We start from the raw sequence: 17,717 nt of genomic DNA on the forward strand, positions 1-17,717 counted from the left end.
CCTCACGCACATGAAAGGCCACGGCATGACGAGCGGTGCGAAGCACGGGACGGCCTACGCTGCGACCGGCGACAACAAGGTCATCGACACGTTGAAGCGGCTCACCGTCGACCTGCGCAACGCCCGGCACCGGCTTCGGGAAGTCGAGGAATCGGCCCGTGAGCCGATCGCGATCGTCGGCATGGCCTGCCGCTTCCCCGGCGGGGTCGAGTCCCCCGAGGACCTGTGGCGGCTGGTGGCGGAGGGCCGGCACGTCAGCTCGCCGCTGCCCACCGACCGTGGCTGGGACGAGGGTTTGTACGACCCGGACCCGGCGCGGCAGGGCACGGTCTACGTCCGGGAAGGCAGCTTTCTGGACGATCCGGCCGGCTTCGATCCGGCGTTCTTCGGCATGAGTACGCGCGAGGCGCTGGCGACCGACCCGCAGCAGCGGCTCCTGCTGGAGACCTCGTGGGAGGCCGTCGAACGGGCCAATATCGACCCGGCGTCGCTGCGGGGCAGCCGCACCGGCGTGTTCGCGGGCATCATCCCCCAGGACTACGCGGCCCGGCTGCGCAACTCCCCGAACGAGTTCGAGGGCTATCTGGGCAACGGCAGCACGTGCAGTGTGGCGTCCGGCCGGATCGCGTACACGCTCGGCCTCGAAGGACCGGCCATCAGCACCGACACGGCCTGCTCTTCGTCGCTCGTTGCCCTGCACCAGGCCGTGCAGTCGCTGCGGGCGGGCGAGTGCGAGCTGGCACTGGCGGGCGGGGTGACGGTGATCGGGTCGCCGCTGTGGCTGCTGCAGTTCAGCCGGCAGCGCGGGCTGGCCACGGACGGGCGCTGCAAGTCGTTCGCCGCCGCAGCGGACGGCACCTCGCTCGGCGAGGGCGCCGGGATGCTGCTGCTGGAGCGGCTGTCGGACGCACGCCGCAGCGGCCGACGGATCCTCGCCGTCATCCGGGGTTCCGCGATCAACCAGGACGGTGCGAGCAGCGGACTGACCGCGCCGAGCGGGCCCGCGCAGCGCAGACTGATCCAGCAGGCCTTGGAGCAGGCGGGGCTGGCGCCCGCCGAGGTGGACGCGGTGGAGGCGCACGGCACCGGCACGAAGCTCGGTGACCCCATCGAGGCACAGGCCCTGATCGCCGCCTACGGCCAGGACCGCCCCGTCGGCCGGCCGCTGTGGCTCGGCTCGCTCAAGTCCAACATCGGGCACCCGCAGGCCGCCGCCGGTGTGGCCGGCGTGATCAAGATGGTGAAGGCGATGGAGCACGGCGTGCTGCCGCGCACCCTGCACGTGGACGCGCCGAGCCCGCACGTGGACTGGTCGGCCGGTGCGGTCGAGCTGCTGACCGAGGCCCGGGACTGGCCGGACACGGGGCGCCCGCGCCGGGCCGGCGTCTCGTCGTTCGGCGTGAGCGGCACCAACGCGCATGTGGTGCTGGAGCAGCCGGAGCAGAGCGCCGATGCCGGACCGCCCTCGGAAGCGGACCAGATGCGGACGTGGCCCACCGGGGTGCCGTGGGTGCTGTCCGGGCACAGCGTGGACGCCCTGCGGGCACAGGCCGAGCGGCTGGCGGCCCACGTGGCGGAGCATCCGGAGGTGACGCGTGCGGAGGTGGGCGCCGGGCTGGCACGGGGCCGGGCGGTGTTCGAGCACCGGGCGGTGGTCCTCGGCGCCGACCGCGCCGAACTGCTCGAGGGCCTGACGGCCCTGGCGGCGGGCCGACCGGCGCCCCGGCTGTTCCACGGCCGTGTCACCTCCGACAGCCGTACCGTGCTGGTGCTCTCCGACCACGGTCTGGCGCAGGACATCGGCTGGGCGGCCCGGCTCGTGCTGACCTCGCAGACGTTCTCCCGGCGGCTGGCGCACTGCCAACGGGCGCTGGCCAAGGTCGGCGACCACGCGCTGCGCGGCGGTGCCTTCCCGGGATCCGAACCGGCCGTGCGGTGGGCGGTGCTGGTGGCGCTCGCCGGGGTGTGGGAGGAGTACGGCGTACGGCCCGCGGCGGTGGTCGGCGAGGGCGTCGGCGAGATCGCGGCGGCCTGTGTGTCCGGCGCGATGTCGCTCATCGACGGCGCGCGGGCGGCGGCTCACGACACCGGGGTGGAGCCCGACGAGGGCCGGATTCCGCTGCTGGCGACGTCCTCGACCCCGCTCGACGATGCCGTCCGCACGTTGAGCGCGCGCGGTCATACGCTGTTCGTGGAGGTCGGTGCCGCCTCGGCCGTCGCTCCCCGACTCACGACGGCCCTGGAAGGGCACACGGCTGGGGTCGTCGTCTCGCCGGTGGGCGGGGGCAGCGGTGCGGACGGGCTGCTGCCCGAGCTGGCCCGGCTGCACGTGTCCGACACGACCGTGGCCTGGCCCACGGCCTTTCCCTACCAGATCCTGGCGGACCGGCCGTCGGCCGACCTGCCGACGTACGCCTTTCAGCGGCGCCGGCACTGGCTGGACGACGGGCCCCGCACGCTCGACGCGGCCGGGCTCGCGCCCGCGGACCATCCGCTGCTCGGTGCGGCCCTGGAACTCCCGGAGGACGGCGGCCTGTTGTTCACCGGCCGGCTGTCGACGGCCACTCAGCCGTGGCTCGCCGACCACCTGGTGGCGGGCAGGGTGCTGCTGCCGGGCACGGCGATGCTGGAGCTGGCCCGGTGGGCAGGGGCGTACGCCGGCTGCGACCGGGTGGCGGAGCTGACCCTGCACAGCCCGTTCGAACTGTCCGCCGATCCGCACGCGGGCCGGGCGATCCGGCTCCGGCTGACCGACGCCGACGCCACGGGCCGTCGAGGCCTCACTCTGTCCTCCCGGCCCGATCCGGACGAGCCATGGACGCGCCACGCGACGGGAACCCTCGACGCGGCCGGCACGGGCGCGGCGGCACGCCGGTCCGACCTGGTCACCTGGCCGCCCGTGGACGCCCGGAGCGTGGACATCGACGGCTTCCACCGGCGGGCGGAGGAGCACGGACTCACGTACGGGCCCGCGTTCCGGGGCCTGCGGGCGGTGTGGCGGCGGGGCGACGAGGTGTTCGCCGAGGTCGCCCTGCCGGAGGGGACGCGGTCGGCGGCCGGGCGGTACGGACTGCACCCCGCGATGCTCGACGCCGCGCTCCAGGCCTGGTATGCGGCGCGCCCCGAGCCGCTGGAGCAGCGGCTGGTGCCGTACGCCTGGCACGGGGTGACGACCACCGGTGCCGCCGGACCGAGCGTGCTGAGGGTGCGGCTCGCACCCGCGGACGGTCCGGCACGCGGCACCGGCACCTCGGTGTTTATGGACGTCGCCGACGCGGCCGGGGTTCCGGTGGCATCGGTGGCGGCCCTGCACCTCAGGTCCCTGGGCCGGGTACCGGCCGGTGCCGCCGGCGCGGGCGTGCTGCTGCGCGGCCGGTGGATGCCGTACGCCGGGCCGGGTCTGCCTGTCGACGACGGGCTGGTAGCCGCGCTCGGAAAGCCGGACGCGCTGCCGGTGACCGTCGATGTCCGTTACGGCGATGTCGCCGCCCTCGGTTCGGCGCTGGCCGCCGGGGCACCCGCGCCGGACGTGGTCCTGCTGCCGGTCACCGCGGACCGCGATCTCGCGGATGTCCCGGGAGCCGTGCGTGCGGCGACCGCCGATGCCCTGGCCGCGCTGCGGTCCTGGCTCGCCGAGCCGGCGCTGGGCGCGAGCAGGCTGGTGGCGGTGGTGCGGGAGCGGGACGGCGAGGCCTTCCTGGTCGACGAGGCCGTACGCGGACTGGTCCGCAGCGCGCGCACCGAACACCCGCGCCGGTTCGGGCTGCTGTCCCTCGCCGCCGGTGAGCCGCCGACGCCGGAGGTGTTCACGCAGGCGCTGGACGCCGTCCGGGAGGAACCGGAGGTCGCCGTCCGGGACGGGCGGCTGTGTGTGCCGCGCCTGTCGGAGGTGGCGGAGACACCGTACGAGCGGGACGGCGAGACGCCGGCCCGTGCCCTGGACCCCGACGGCACCGTGTTGATCACCGGAGGGACCGGCGCCCTGGGCGGGCTGGTGGCCCGGCACCTGGTGGCCCGGGGAGCCCGGCACCTGGTCCTGACCGGGCGGCGCGGCGAAGCGACGCCCGGGGCAGCCGCGTTGGCGGCGGAGCTCACCGCCAGAGGGGCCGAGGTCACGGTGGTGGCCTGTGACGCGGCCGACGCGGACGCCCTGGCGGCGGTGCTGGACGGCGTACCGGAGGAGCACCCGCTGACGGCCGTCGTACACGTCGCCGGAGTGACGGACGACGCGGCGGTCATCTCGCTGACCGAGGACCGGCTCGGCACCGTACTGCGGCCGAAGGTGGACGCCGCCTGGCTTCTGCACGAATTGACGCGCGGGCTGGACCTCGCCGAGTTCGTGACGTTCTCGTCCACGTCCGGCACCTTCGGTGCCGCCGGGCAGGCGAACTACGCGGCGGCGAACGTCTTCCTCGACGCCCTCGCCGGGTACCGGCGCGCCCGGGGCCTGCCCGGTCTGTCGCTGGCCTGGGGCCCGTGGGCCGAACGCAGCACGCTGACCGGTGACCTGACGGAGGCGGACTGGGCGCGCATCGGCCGGGACGGTGTGCGTGCCCTGGCCACGGGGGACGCTCTCGCTCTCTTCGACGCCGCCCGCCTGATGACGGAGACGGTCGAGGAGCCGGTGCTCGTCGCCCTGCGGCTCGACATGGCGCAGGTGAACAAGCGGAACGCCGCCGGTCTCCTCCAGCCGCGGATGCGCTCGCTGGTGGACGGCGCCGAGGCGGCCGGGACGGAGCAGCGGCCGGGCACCCGCGCCGAGGTGACCGGCCGGGCACCGGCGTCCTCCTATGCGGAGCGGGTGCGGGCGATGCCGGAGGCGGAGCGCAGGCGTGCCCTGCTCGACCTGGTCCGCACGCACACGGCGACGGCGCTGGGCGAGGGGACGGCCGAGGACATCGAGCCGGACCGGGGCTTCACCGACCTGGGCGTCGACTCCCTGGCCGGCCTGGACCTCCAGGAGAAGCTGCTCGCAGCCACCGGCGTCGACCTGCCCAGCACCCTGATCTTCGACCACCCGACCGCCGCCGCGCTCGCCGACCACCTGTGCGCACAACTGGGCGGTGCGGCGGACGACGACGCCTCGGCCGGGCCGGCCCTGGCCGAGGTGGACCGGCTGGAGGCGTTCCTGGCCTCCTTCGCCGAGACCGCCGATGCCGAGGCCAGGGAGACGGTCGCCCACCGGCTGCTGGACCTGGTGTCCCGCTGGCCCGGTGGCACGGGAACGGACGACCACGTCGGTTCGGACGACGACGGACCGCAGCCGGCGGACCTCGCGTCGGCGTCCGACGACGAACTCTTCGAGGTCCTCCAGCAGATGCGCTCCGCCGACAACGGAACTCCGTCGATTCACCAGCGTTCTTAGGAGCGGGATCACGTGTCGCAGTCATCGACGTCACCGTCGCAGCAGTCGCCTTCACCGAACACCGCGTCGCAGTCACAAGTGGAGAAGTTCCGCGAGCACCTGCGCTGGGCCACCAGCGAACTGAGCGAGGCCCGGCGCCGGGTGGCCGAACTGGAGGAGGCCGACCGCGAGCCCATCGCGATCGTCGGCATGGCGTGCCGGTTCCCCGGCGGCGTCGACTCCCCCGAGTCCCTGTGGCGGCTGGTCACGGAGGGCCGGGACGCGATCGGCCCGGCGCCGGCCGAACGGGGCTGGTCCACCGAGGAGTTCCACGACACCGACGGTGAGCAGCCCGGTGCGTCCTCCGGCTGGCAGGGCGGCTTCCTGGACCGTGCCGCCGACTTCGACCCGGCGTTCTTCAGGATCAGCCCGCGCGAAGCCCTCACCATGGACCCGCAGCAGCGACTGCTGCTGGAGGCGTCGTGGGAGGCCTTGGAACGCGCCGGCATCGACCCGACGACGCTGCGCGGCACCCGGGTCGGCGTGTACGCGGGGCTGATGTACCACGACCACCCCACCCGCCTGGGCGAGGCGGACGATGACGGCTCCGGTTTCCTGAGCAGCGGCAACTGGGGCAGCGTCGTCTCCGGCCGGATCTCCTACACGCTGGGCCTGGAGGGGCCCGCCGCCACCGTCGACACCGCCTGCTCGTCGTCGCTGGTCGCCCTGCACCTGGCTGTGCAGGCGGTACGGCGCGGCGAGTGCGCCATGGCCCTGGCGGGCGGTGTGACCGTGATGGCCACACCGATCACCTTCGAGGGCTTCAGGAAGCTGGGCGGACTGGCGCCCGACGGGCGCATCAAGTCCTTCGCGGCCTCCGCCGACGGCACGACCTGGAGCGAGGGCGCCGGCATGCTGGTCGTCGAACGGCTGTCGGACGCGCGGCGGGCCGGTCACCGGGTCCTCGCTGTCGTCCGCGGCTCCGCGGTCAACCAGGACGGCGCGACGAGCAGCCTGTCCACGCCGAACGGTCCCTCGCAGCAGCGGGTCATCCGGGCCGCGCTGGCCGAGTCCCGTCTCTCCCCCGACCTGGTGGACGCGGTGGAGGCGCACGGTACGGGCACGACGCTGGGCGACCCCATCGAGGCGCAGGCCCTGATCGCCACGTACGGCCAGAACCGCCAGCGGCCTTTGTGGCTGGGCTCGTTGAAGTCCAACATCGGGCACGCGCAGGCCGCCGCCGGTGTCGGCGGCGTCATCAAGATGGTCATGGCCATGCGCCACGGCGTGCTGCCCAGGACGCTGCACGTGGACGCGCCGACCCCGCACGTGGACTGGTCGGCGGGCAAGGTGGAGCTGCTGACCGGGCAACGGCAGTGGCCCGACACGGGTCGGCCCCGCCGCGCCGCCGTCTCCTCCTTCGGCGTCAGCGGCACCAACGCGCACGTGGTGCTGGAGCAGGCGCCCGCCGACACTCCGCAAGCGGCGGGCGAGCCTGCCTCGCCGGTCGTGCCGCTGGTGCTCTCCGCCCGCGGCACCGCCGCGCTGCAGGCCCAGGCCGAGCGGCTGGCCGCTCATATCGGCGACGGCCCGTCGGACGTACGCGCCACCGCCCGCGCCCTGCTGACAGGGCGCACCACGTTCGATCACCGGGCCGTGGTCCTCGGCACCGACCGGAATGAACTGCTCGCCGGCCTGCGGGCGCTGGCGGCCGGGGCCGAAGCGCCCGGTGTCATCACCGGACAGGGGGCCTTCGAGCGTCCGGTGTTCGTCTTCCCGGGCCAGGGCTCGCAGTGGGCCGGTATGGCCACCGAACTGCTGAAGGCCTCCGAGGTGTTCGCCCGGTCCATCACCGACTGCGACAAGGCCCTCTCCCCCCACGTCGACTGGTCCCTCATCGAAGTCCTGGGCAGCGGTGAACAGTTGACCCGAGTGGACGTCGTCCAGCCCGCCCTGTTCGCGGTGATGGTCTCCCTCGCCGCCCTGTGGCGCTCCCTCGGCATCGAACCCGCCGCCGTCATCGGCCATTCCCAGGGGGAGATCGCGGCCGCCGTGGTGGCGGGTGCGCTCACCTTGGAGGACGGGGCCAGGATCGCCGCCCTGCGCAGCCAGGCCATCCTCAAGATCGCCGGGCGCGGCGGGATGGTCTCCCTGCCTCTCCCCCACGACCGGGCCACCGACCTGATCGACGCCTGGCGCGAGCGGATCGCAGTCGCCGCCCACAACAGCGGCGACTCCACGGTTGTCGCGGGCGACGCACGGGCTCTCGACGAACTCCTCGCCCACTGTGAGGAGAAGGAGATCCGCGCCCGCCGGATCGACGTCGACTACGCGTCCCACACCCCGCACGTCGAGGCCATCAAGGACGACCTCGCCCGCGTCCTGGCCGGCCTCAACCCCCGCACCGGCACGATCCCGTTCTACTCCACGGTCACCGGCGAACTCATCGACACCGCCGGGCTCGACGCCGGCTACTGGTACACCAACCTCCGCCGGCCCGTCCGCCTCACCGACGCGCTCCAGGCCGCAGCCGCCGCAGGCCACACCGCCCTCATCGAGTGCAGCCCCCACCCCGTCCTCACCCACGCGATCGACGAGGTCCTGGAAGAAGCCGACGCCTTCACCGTCGGCTCGCTGCGCCGCGACGAGGGCGGCTGGACCCGCTTCCTCACCTCCGCCGCCCAGGCCCACACCCACGGCCTCCCCGTCGACTGGTCCCCCCTCCTCGGCATCGGCGACCGTGACCCCGACCTGCCCACCTACCCCTTCCAGCGCAGGACCTACTGGCCGGACGCGGCACCGAGCACCACCGCCGACGTCCGCACCGCCGGTCTCGACCCCGCCGACCACCCCCTGCTCGGGGCCACGCTCACCCTCGCCGACGACAAGGTGGTCCTGACCGGCAGGCTGTCGATGAAGGCGCAGCCGTGGCTCGCCGATCACACCGTGTGGGGCACGGCTCTGGTGCCGGGAACGGCGCTGCTGGACCTCGCCGTACGGGCCGCCGACCAGGCAGGGTGCGCGGTGCTGGAGGAACTGACGCTCCAGGCGCCACTCGTCCTGCCCGAGGACGGCGTCCTGCGGCTTCAGGTCACGGTCGGGGGGGCCGACGACAGCGGTCGGCGGTCGGTGGCCGTCCACTCGCGGCCGGAGCGGGCGGCGGCCGAGGTGCCCTGGGAACGCCATGCGACCGGTTTCGTGGCGCCCGGCGCCACCCGGCCGGACTGGGACCTCGCGCAGTGGCCGCCGGCCGGTGCGCGGCCGGTGGACCTGTCCGGGCTGTACCCGCGGCTCGCCGAGAGCGGGCTCGGCTACGGGCCGGTGTTCCGGGGGCTGCGCGCGCTGTGGCGGCGTGACGGCGAGCTGTTCGCCGAGGTCGTGCTCCCGCGGGAGCAGCACGACGCGGCCGGCGGTTTCGGGATACACCCGGCCCTGCTCGACGCGGCGTTGCACGCCAGTCTCGCCGAGGGCGTCGACACGGTCCGGCTGCCGTTCTCGTGGACAGGCGTCTCGCTGTACGCGACCGGCGCCACCGCCCTGCGCGTCCGCCTCGTTCCCCGGGGCGAGGGCGGGCTCTCGATGGTCGTCGCGGACCAGGGCGGGGCTCCGGTCGCCGAGGTGGACTCGCTGGTGACCCGGGCAGTGAGCGAGGGACAGCTCCATTCCGCCCTCGCGCCGGAGCGGGACCCGCTGCTGATGGTGGACTGGACCGGTCTTCCCCTCCCGGACACCGAGCCGGACCGGGTGATCGTCCTCGGTTCGGACGACCTGGACCTGGGCTTGGAAACGTGCGCCGACCTCGACGCCCTGGCCGCGCTCGCTCCTGCGGCGACGGTGGTGCTGGCCTGCGCGGCCCCCGTGGCCGAGGCCGAGGCGGACACGGCCGCGGCCGTGCGTGCCGAGGTGCACCGTGTGCTCGCCGTCGTGCAACGGTGGCTGGCGGACGAGCGGTTCGCCGAGGCGACGCTGGCCGTGGTCACCCGCGGCGCGGTCGCGGCGGGCGGCGGCGAGAGCGCGCGGGACCTGGTGCACGCCCCGCTGTGGGGTCTGCTGCGCTCCGCGCAGTCCGAGAACCCCGACCGGTTCGTGCTGGCCGACGTGGACGGGCGGGCGTCCTCGCGTGCGCTGCTGGGCCGTGCCCTGGCGTCCGGTGAGCAGCAACTCGCGCTGCGCGACGGGCGCTTGTCGGTGCCGCGACTGGTACGGGCCTCGGCCGGGCGGTCGCTTCAGCCGCCGGCGGAAGGCTCGACCTGGCGGCTGGACACCGCAGGCAAGGGCACGCTGGAGAACCTCGCGCTGCTGCCGTGTCCGGAGGCGTCGGCGCCACTCGCCCCGGGGCACGTGCGGCTCTCGGTACGGGCGGCCGGCATCAACTTCCGCGATGTGCTGCTGGGCCTCGGCGTGGTCGACCAGAACGTCATGGGCGGCGAGGCCGCGGGCGTGGTCCTGGAGGTGGCGCCGGACGTCACGGACCTGGCTCCCGGTGACCGGGTGATGGGCCTGGTCATGGGCTCCTTCGGCCCGGTCGCGGTCGTCGACCGCCGGCTGCTCGTGCCGCTGCCGGAGCAGTGGACGTACGCGGAGGGCGCCTCGGTGCCGGTCGCGTTCCTGACCGCGTACATGGGCCTGGTCGATCTGGCGGGCCTCGGCGCGGGCGAGTCGGTGCTGATCCACGCGGCCACCGGTGGTGTGGGACTGGCCGCGCTGCAACTGGCCCGGCATCTGGGCGCCGAGGTGTTCGCGACGGCCGGCCCCGCCAAGTGGGAGACACTGCGCGCGCTGGGCGTGCCCGAGGAGCGGATCGCCTCGTCCCGGTCGCTGGACTTCGAGGGGCGGATCCGGGCGGCGGCCGGCGACCGCGGGGTGGACGTCGTACTGAACTCGCTCGCGAACGAGTTCGTGGACGCGTCGCTGCGGCTGCTCACCTCCGACGGCGGCCGGCTCCTGGAGATGGGCAAGACCGACATCCGTGACGCCGAGCAGGTCGCGGCCGACCACCCCGGCGTCTCCTACCTCTGGTACGACCTGGTCTCGGCCGAGGTCGAGCACGTCGCCCGGATGCTGGCCGAGATGATGCCGCTGTTCCACAGTGGGGTGCTGCGGCCGATCCCGACGTCGGCCTGGGACGTCCGGCGCGCCGTGGACGCCTTCCGCTTCATGAGCCAGGCCCGGCACGTCGGCAAGCTGGTGCTCACCATGCCGCCGGCCGCGCTCGACCCGAACGGCACGGTGCTGGTCACCGGTGGTACGGGCGTGCTGGGGGGCCTGGTGGCGCGTCGGCTCGTCACCGAACACGGTGTCCGGCGTCTGCTGCTGCTCGGCCGCCGTGGCCTCGCGGCCGAAGGCGCCGAGGCGCTGCGCGCCGAACTGGCCTCGACGGGCGCGGAGGTGACGATCGCGGCCTGCGACAGCGCCGACCGTGAGGCGCTCGCGACCGTCCTGGCCGAGGTGCCACGGGAGCACCCGCTCACCGGCGTCGTGCACGCGGCCGGCGTCCTCGACGACGCGTTGGTGGGCTCGCTGACGCCCGAGCAGGTCGACGCGGTGCTGCGGCCCAAGGTGGACGCGGCCTGGCATCTGCACGAGCTGACCCGGGACATGGATCTGGCCGCCTTCGTCCTGTTCTCCTCGGCGGCGGGCACGCTGGGCACCCCGGGACAGGGCAACTACGCGGCGGCCAACGTCTTCCTCGACGCCCTCGCGGAGCTGCGGCGGGCCCAGGGTCTGGCCGGTGTCTCGGTGGCGTGGGGCCTGTGGGAGCGCGCGAGCGGGATGACCGGCCATCTGGACGCCGGCGATCTGGCACGGCTGCGCCGGGCCGGGCTGAGCGCGCTGACCGACGCCGAGGGGCTGGAGATGTTCGACGCTGCGCTCGGCGCGGACCGGGCACCGGTGGTGGCAGTGCGGCTGGACGTCGGCGCGGTCCGCGCCTCGGGCACCGTCCATCCCCTGCTGCGGCAGCTGGTCGGCGCCCCGGCCCGGCGGGCGGTGGCGGCCGGCCCGGCGGGTGCGGAGCCGGGCGGGCCGGGCCTGCGGGACCGGCTGGCCGCGCTGCCGGCCGCCGAGCGCGGCCGGATGCTGCTGCATCTCGTGCGCGATCAGGCGGCCCTCGTCCTCGGGCACGAGACGAGCGCGGCGATCGGCCACGACCAGGCGTTCAAGGAGTTCGGCTTCGACTCCCTCACGGCGGTGGAGCTGCGCAACCGGCTGAACACGGCGACCGGTCTGCGGCTCCCGGCGACGCTGATCTTCGACTACCCGACGGCAGCGGCCCTGGGCGAGCACCTGCTGCGCGAGCTGGACTTCGACCCGGCGCCGCAGGTGCAGGCCGACGTCAGCGACGACGACGTACGCCGACTGCTCACCGCCATCCCACCGGCCCGGTTGCGGGAGTCCGGCCTGCTGGCAACCCTGCTGGAGCTGGCCGGGCCGGCCCGGGAGGCGCCCGGCGGCCCGGCGCCCGTGACGGACGGCGCCCCGGATGACATCGACGTCCTGGACGCGGACGACCTCATCGAGCTGGCGCTCGGCGCGGGCGAGCAGTGACCGCGCACGGACCGCGGAGAGAACGACCTTGAGCGGAGAGGGAATCCCTGTGAAGCAGGACATACCGGACACGCGGGCCGAGGAGGGTTCCGGGACGACCGGCCCGGGCGGTGACCGGAGCGAGCGGTTGCTGGAGGCGCTGCGTCACTCCGTGAAGGAGACCAAGCGCCTCCAGCAGCAGAACCGGGAACTGGTTCAGGCCCGCCACGAGCCGATCGCCATCGTCGGCATGAGCTGCCGCTTCCCGGGCGGCGTGCGCTCGCCCGAGGACTTCTGGCGGTTGCTGGCCGAGGGGCGGGACGCGATCACGCCGTTCCCGTCCGACCGCGGCTGGGACGTCGAGTCGCTGTACGACCCGGACCCCGACCGGCCGGGCAAGACCTATGGGCGCCACGGCGGGTTCCTGCAGGACGCCGGCCGGTTCGACGCGGGCTTCTTCGGGATCAGCCCGCGTGAGGCCCTCGCCATGGACCCGCAGCAGCGGCTGCTGCTGGAGACCTCCTGGGAGGCCGTCGAGCGGGCCGGTCTCGACCCGACGTCGCTGCGCGGCAGCCGCACGGGGGTGTTCGTCGGTGCGGCGCCGCTCGGCTACGGCCCCGGGATGGGGGCCGCGTCCGAGGGCACCGAGGGCCATGTGCTGACCGGCACCACGGTCAGCCTCGCCTCTGGCCGGCTGGCCTACACCTTCGGCCTGGAGGGGCCGGCGATCACCGTCGACACGGCGTGCTCGGCGTCGCTGGTCGCGCTGCACCTGGCGGCGCGCTCGCTGCGGGACGGCGAGTGCGAGCTGGCGCTGGTGGGCGGGGTGTCGGTGATGGCCCGGCCGTTCATGTTCGTGGAGTTCAGCAGGCAGCGCGGGCTCGCGGCCGACGGCCGCTGCAAGGCGTTCGCCGCCGCCGCGGACGGCACGGCCTGGGGTGAGGGCGTCGGGGTGCTGCTGGTGGAGCGGCTGTCGGACGCGCAGCGGCACGGCCACCGGGTGCTGGCCGTGATGCGCGGCAGCGCCGTCAACCAGGACGGCGCCTCCAACGGCCTGACCGCCCCCAGCGGACCCTCCCAGCAGCGCGTGATCCGGGCGGCCCTGGCCGACGCGCGCCTCACCCCGGCCGACGTGGACGCGGTGGAGGGGCACGGCACCGGCACGAGGCTGGGCGACCCGATCGAGGCGCAGGCGCTGCTCGCCACGTACGGCAAGAACCGGGCGGCGCCGCTGTGGCTGGGCTCGGTGAAGTCCAACATCGGGCACACCTCGCACGCGGCCGGTGTCGCCGGGGTCATCAGGACGGTGCTGGCGATGCGGCACGGCATCCTGCCCGCGACCCTGCACGTGGACGAACCGACCCCGCACGTCGACTGGTCCAGCGGGGCCGTGCGGCTGCTGGAGGAGGCGCTGCAGTGGCCGTCCACCGGCCGGCCCCGGCGCGCGGCGGTGTCGTCCTTCGGGATCAGCGGCACCAACGCGCACGTCATCCTGGAGCAGGCCGAGGAGTACGCCGCCGGGGAAGCCGACGAGCAGGGCACGTCCGGCGAGGAGACCGGTTCCACCGTCCCGGCGCTCGTCCCCTGGCTGCTGTCCGCCGCCGACCCGCACGCCCTGCGTGCCCAGGCCGAGCGGCTGCACGACGTGGTCCTCGCGCACCCGGACCTCGATCCGGCCGCGCTCTCCCTGCCGCTGGCCGTCGAGCGGGCGAGCCTCACCCACCGGGCCGTGATCGTCGGCACCGGCAGGGACGAGCTGGTCGCGGGGCTGGACGCACTGCACGGCGCCGGTCTGGCCGAACCCGGCCGGGTCATCACCGGCACGGCGGCGCACGGCGACGGCCTGGCGTTCCTGTTCACCGGCCAGGGTGCCCAACGAGTCGCCATGGGGCGGGAGTTGTACGCCGCCCAGCCGGTGTTCGCCGAGTCCCTGGACCGGATCTGCGCGCTGTTCGAGGAGCGGGCGGACCTTCGGCTGCGCGAGGTGCTGTTCGCCGGCGAGGGGTCGCCGCAGGCGTCGCTGCTGGACCGTACGCAGTGGACGCAGGCCGCGCTGTTCGCCCTCGAAGTGAGCCTGTACCGACTGGTCGAGTCCTGGGGGCTGCGCCCCGACCATCTGCTGGGGCACTCCGTCGGCGAGCTGGCCGCCGCGCACGTGGCGGGCGTCTTCTCGCTGGAGGACGCCGTCATCGCGGTGGCGGCACGCGGCCGGCTCATGCAGGAGCTCCCGGCCGGTGGGCTGATGGCAGCCGTCCGGGCCACCGAGGACGAGGTCACCGAACTGCTCGCGGGCCGCACCGACCTGGCCGGCATCGCCGCGGTCAACGGCCCGACCTCCGTGGTGGTGTCGGGTGACGAGGGCGTGGTGCGCACCGTGGCCGAGGCACTGCGCGCCCGGGGACGGCGGACGAAGGAGCTGGCCGTGAGCCACGCGTTCCACTCGCCGCGCATGGACGGCATGCTGGACGCCTTCCGCACGGTCCTGTCGTCGCTCGCGCTGCGCGAGCCGCTGATCCCCGTCGTCTCGAACGTCACCGGTCGTCCGGTGACGGCGGAGGAGATCCGCTCGGCCGACTACTGGGTGCGGCACGTCCGCCAGGCGGTGCGTTTCCACGACGGAGTGCGCACGCTCCTGGGCCTGGGCGTGCGGACGTTCCTGGAGCTGGGGCCGGACGGGGTGCTGTCCGCGATGGCCCGCGAGGGCGCCTCCGCCGTGCTCCCCCAGGAGGAGCGCTCCGACGTCCTCGCGCTGCCGCTGCTGCGCCGAGGCCGCTCCGAGGTCCGCACGGTCCTCACCGCGGTGGCCGAGGCGCACGTCCGGGGTGTCGCCGTGGACTGGCGGGCGCACCTCACGGCCGCCGGTGCCGGGGCCGGGCGGCTGCCGCTGGAGCTGCCGACGTACGCGTTCCAGGGCGAGCGCTACTGGCTGTCCGGCTCCACGGACGGACCGGACGCGCCGACCGAGCCGGGCGACCTGGGCCTGGACCCGGCACGGCACCCGCTGCTCGGTGCCGTCCTCACCGCGGCGGACGGCGGCGGGCTGGTCCTCACCGGCCGGCTGTCGTCCCGTACCCAGGGCTGGCTCGCCGACCACGTGGTGCTGGGAACGACCCTGGCCCCTGGCACCGCGTACCTCGAACTGGCCCTGCACGCAGGCGGTTTGGCAGGCTGCCGCACGGTGGAGGAACTGGTCCAGGAGAGCCCGCTGATCCTCGGCGAGGACGATGCCGTCCACATCCAGCTCACCGTCGGACCGGACGACGGCAGCGGACGCCGGCGGTTCACCCTGGCCTCACGGCCGGCGCCTCCGGCGCTTGCGGAGGGCGAGGCCCCCGCGCTGACCTGGACGCGCCATGCCAACGGTGTGCTGTCGGACGCCGACGCCAGGACTCCCGCCGACAACGGTCTGACGGGCGCGTGGCCGCCCGCCGGTGCCGAGCCGGTCGACCTCACCGGCTTCTACGACTCGGCCGCCCGCGCCGGCTTCACGTACGGGACGTCCTTCCAGGGGCTGCGCACGCTGTGGCGCTCGGGCCAGGACCTCTTCGGCGAGGTGGAGCTGCCGGAGCCCTTCCGGGCGGAGGCGGCCCACTACGGCATACACCCCGCGCTGCTGGACGCCGCCCTGCACGCGGGCCTGGTCGGCACCACCGGCGACCGGGTGCGGCTGCCGTTCGCCTGGCAGGGCGTACGGCTGCACCGCACCCGCGCCGCGGCGTTGCGGGTGCGTCTGTCGCCGGTCGGCGACGACACGGTGGCGGTGCTGGTGACGGACGCGGACGGAGCGCCGGTGGTCTCGGTTCAGGCGCTGCGGGGCCGGCCGGTCTCCGCCGCGCAGCTGCGGGCCGCCGGCCGGCACCGGCACACGGACAGCCTCTTCCACGTCGCGTGGCAGCCGCCGGCCGGGGCCGGCACCGGGACGGCCCGGGATGTCGTCGCCGTGGGCGACGGCACACTGCCGGACGGCCTGGCCGCCGAGACGTTCGCCGACGTGGCGGCGCTGGGGGCGGCCGTGGCGGCCGGCCGGCCGGTGCCCGGCACGGCGGTGTGGGACTGCGCCGCGGCGGCGCCCGCCGACGCGGACGTCCCGGCCGCCGCGCGGGCCGTCGAGCGTGCGGTGCGGTCCGTGCTCGTGGCCTGGGCGGCGGACGAACGGCTCGCCGGGGCACGGCTGGTCGTGGTGACCCGGGAGGCGGTGGCCGTCGACGCCGACGACGACGTACGGGGCCTGCGGCAGGCGCTGGTGTGGGGGCTCGGGCGGGCCGCCCAGGCCGAGCATCCCGACCGGTTCGTCCTGCTGGACGTGGACGGGGCCGCGGCGCGGAACGCGGACCTGTGGCGCGCGGCGCTCGGCTGCGGCGAACCGCAGCTCGCGCTGCGGGACGGCACGTTGCTGGCGCCTCGGCTCGTGCGCGCCCAGGCGCCGACCCCGGACGGTCCGGCACCGGTCGCGGGGCTCGGGCCCGAGGGCACGGTCCTCGTCACGGGCGGCACGGGCGCCCTCGGCGGTCTCGTCGCCCGTCATCTCGTGACGGAACACGGTGTGCGCAGGCTGGTTCTGCTGAGCCGCGGCGGGCCGCGGTCCGCAGGGGCCCGGGAGCTGGCCGACTCGCTGGGCGCACTGGGCGCGGACGTGGCCGTGGAGGCGTGCGACGCGGCCGACCGTGACGCGCTGTCGGCCGCACTGGACCGGATTCCCGCCACGCACCCGCTGACAGCGGTGATCCACGCGGCGGGGGTCGTCGACGACGGCGTGCTCGACGCGGCGACCCCCGACATCGTGGACGCCGTCCTGCGCCCGAAACTCGACGCGGCCTGGCATCTGCACGAACTGACCCGGGACATGGATCTGGCCGCCTTCGTCCTGTTCTCCTCCGCCACGGCCACGCTCGGCGCACCCGGCCAGAGCTCCTACGCGGCCGCCAACGCCTTCCTCGACGCCCTCGCGCAGCACCGTGCGTCCCTGGGGCTGCCGGCCGTCTCACTGGCCTGGGGCGCCTGGGACGCGGGCATGGCTGCCCTGCTGGACGACACGGCCGTGCGGCGCATGCGGCGCTCCGGTGTCCTGTCGCTGTCCCCCGAGGACGGACTGGCGCTGTTCGACACGGTCCTGACGGTGCCACGCTCCGGTAACGGGGCGCAGGGGGATGAAACGCCCCGCACGCTGTTGCCGGTCCGCCTCGACACGGCCGCGCTGGGCGGCGCGGGCGACTCCGTTCCCACGTTGCTGCGCGGGCTGGTGCGCCAGTCGGCCCCGACGGCAGCAGCCGGGGCACCGGCACGGGAGGAAGACGCCTCCGGCGAACTGCGGCGGCGGCTCGCCGGTGTCGACGCGGAGGAGCGGGAGCGGATCCTGCTCGACGTGGTGCGCCGCACGGTCGCCGAGGTGCTCGGGCACACCGGCAGCTCCGCCGTCCCACCGGGGCGCGCCTTCGGCGACCTGGGCTTCGACTCGCTGACGGCTGTGGAACTGCGCAACCGGCTGGGCTCCGTCACCGGGCTCCGGCTGCCCGCGACCCTCGTCTTCGACCATCCGACGGCACAGGCCGTCGCCCGGTACGTGGACAGCGAGCTGCCGCGGGACGACGCCCCGTCGGTCGAGCCGGTGCTGGCCGAACTCGACCGGCTGGAGCGTTCACTGGCCGGCGTCGCGGCCGATCACCCCGACCGCGCCCGGATCGCCGCGCGGCTGCGCTCGGTCGTCGCCGACTGGGGCCCGCAACCGGCGACGCACTCCGAAACGCCCCCGGACGGAAAGCCATTGCACCTCGACTCGGCCGGCGACGACGAGGTCTTCGACTTCATCACCAAGGAACTCGGGATCTCCTGACCCGTGCGAAACAGAGAG

General features: G+C 74.9%; 3 protein-coding genes. All 3 read left to right on the forward strand.

All coding sequences use genetic code 11. From position 1 onward, the window contains the following. Positions 1-25: 25 nt before the first annotated feature. The 3 genes from WBG99_RS05605 (at position 26) to WBG99_RS05615 (ending at position 17,699) form a co-directional block, all read left to right on the forward strand. A complete protein-coding gene (locus WBG99_RS05605; RefSeq protein ID WP_338895244.1) occupies positions 26-5,365 on the forward strand; it encodes an SDR family NAD(P)-dependent oxidoreductase in 5,340 nt (1,779 codons plus the stop codon). 78 nt (positions 5,366-5,443) lie between these two features. Further along, positions 5,444-11,890, forward strand: coding sequence for a type I polyketide synthase (locus WBG99_RS05610; RefSeq protein ID WP_338895245.1), 6,447 nt, complete (start codon positions 5,444-5,446; stop codon positions 11,888-11,890). Between the two features lie 49 nt (positions 11,891-11,939). Beyond that, on the forward strand, positions 11,940-17,699 hold the full coding sequence (locus WBG99_RS05615) for a type I polyketide synthase (protein WP_338895246.1): 5,760 nt from the start codon (positions 11,940-11,942) through the stop codon (positions 17,697-17,699). Positions 17,700-17,717: the final 18 nt, after the last annotated feature.

Origin of the sequence: Streptomyces sp. TG1A-60 (assembly GCF_037201975.1) — a bacterium.
GTDB lineage: Bacteria > Actinomycetota > Actinomycetes > Streptomycetales > Streptomycetaceae > Streptomyces.

What these genes read in the sequence shown, in the direction of transcription:
- WBG99_RS05605 (WP_338895244.1), top strand. Translation starts at nt 26, where the DNA reads ATGACGAGCGGTGCGAAGCACGGGACGGCCTACGCTGCGACCGGCGAC.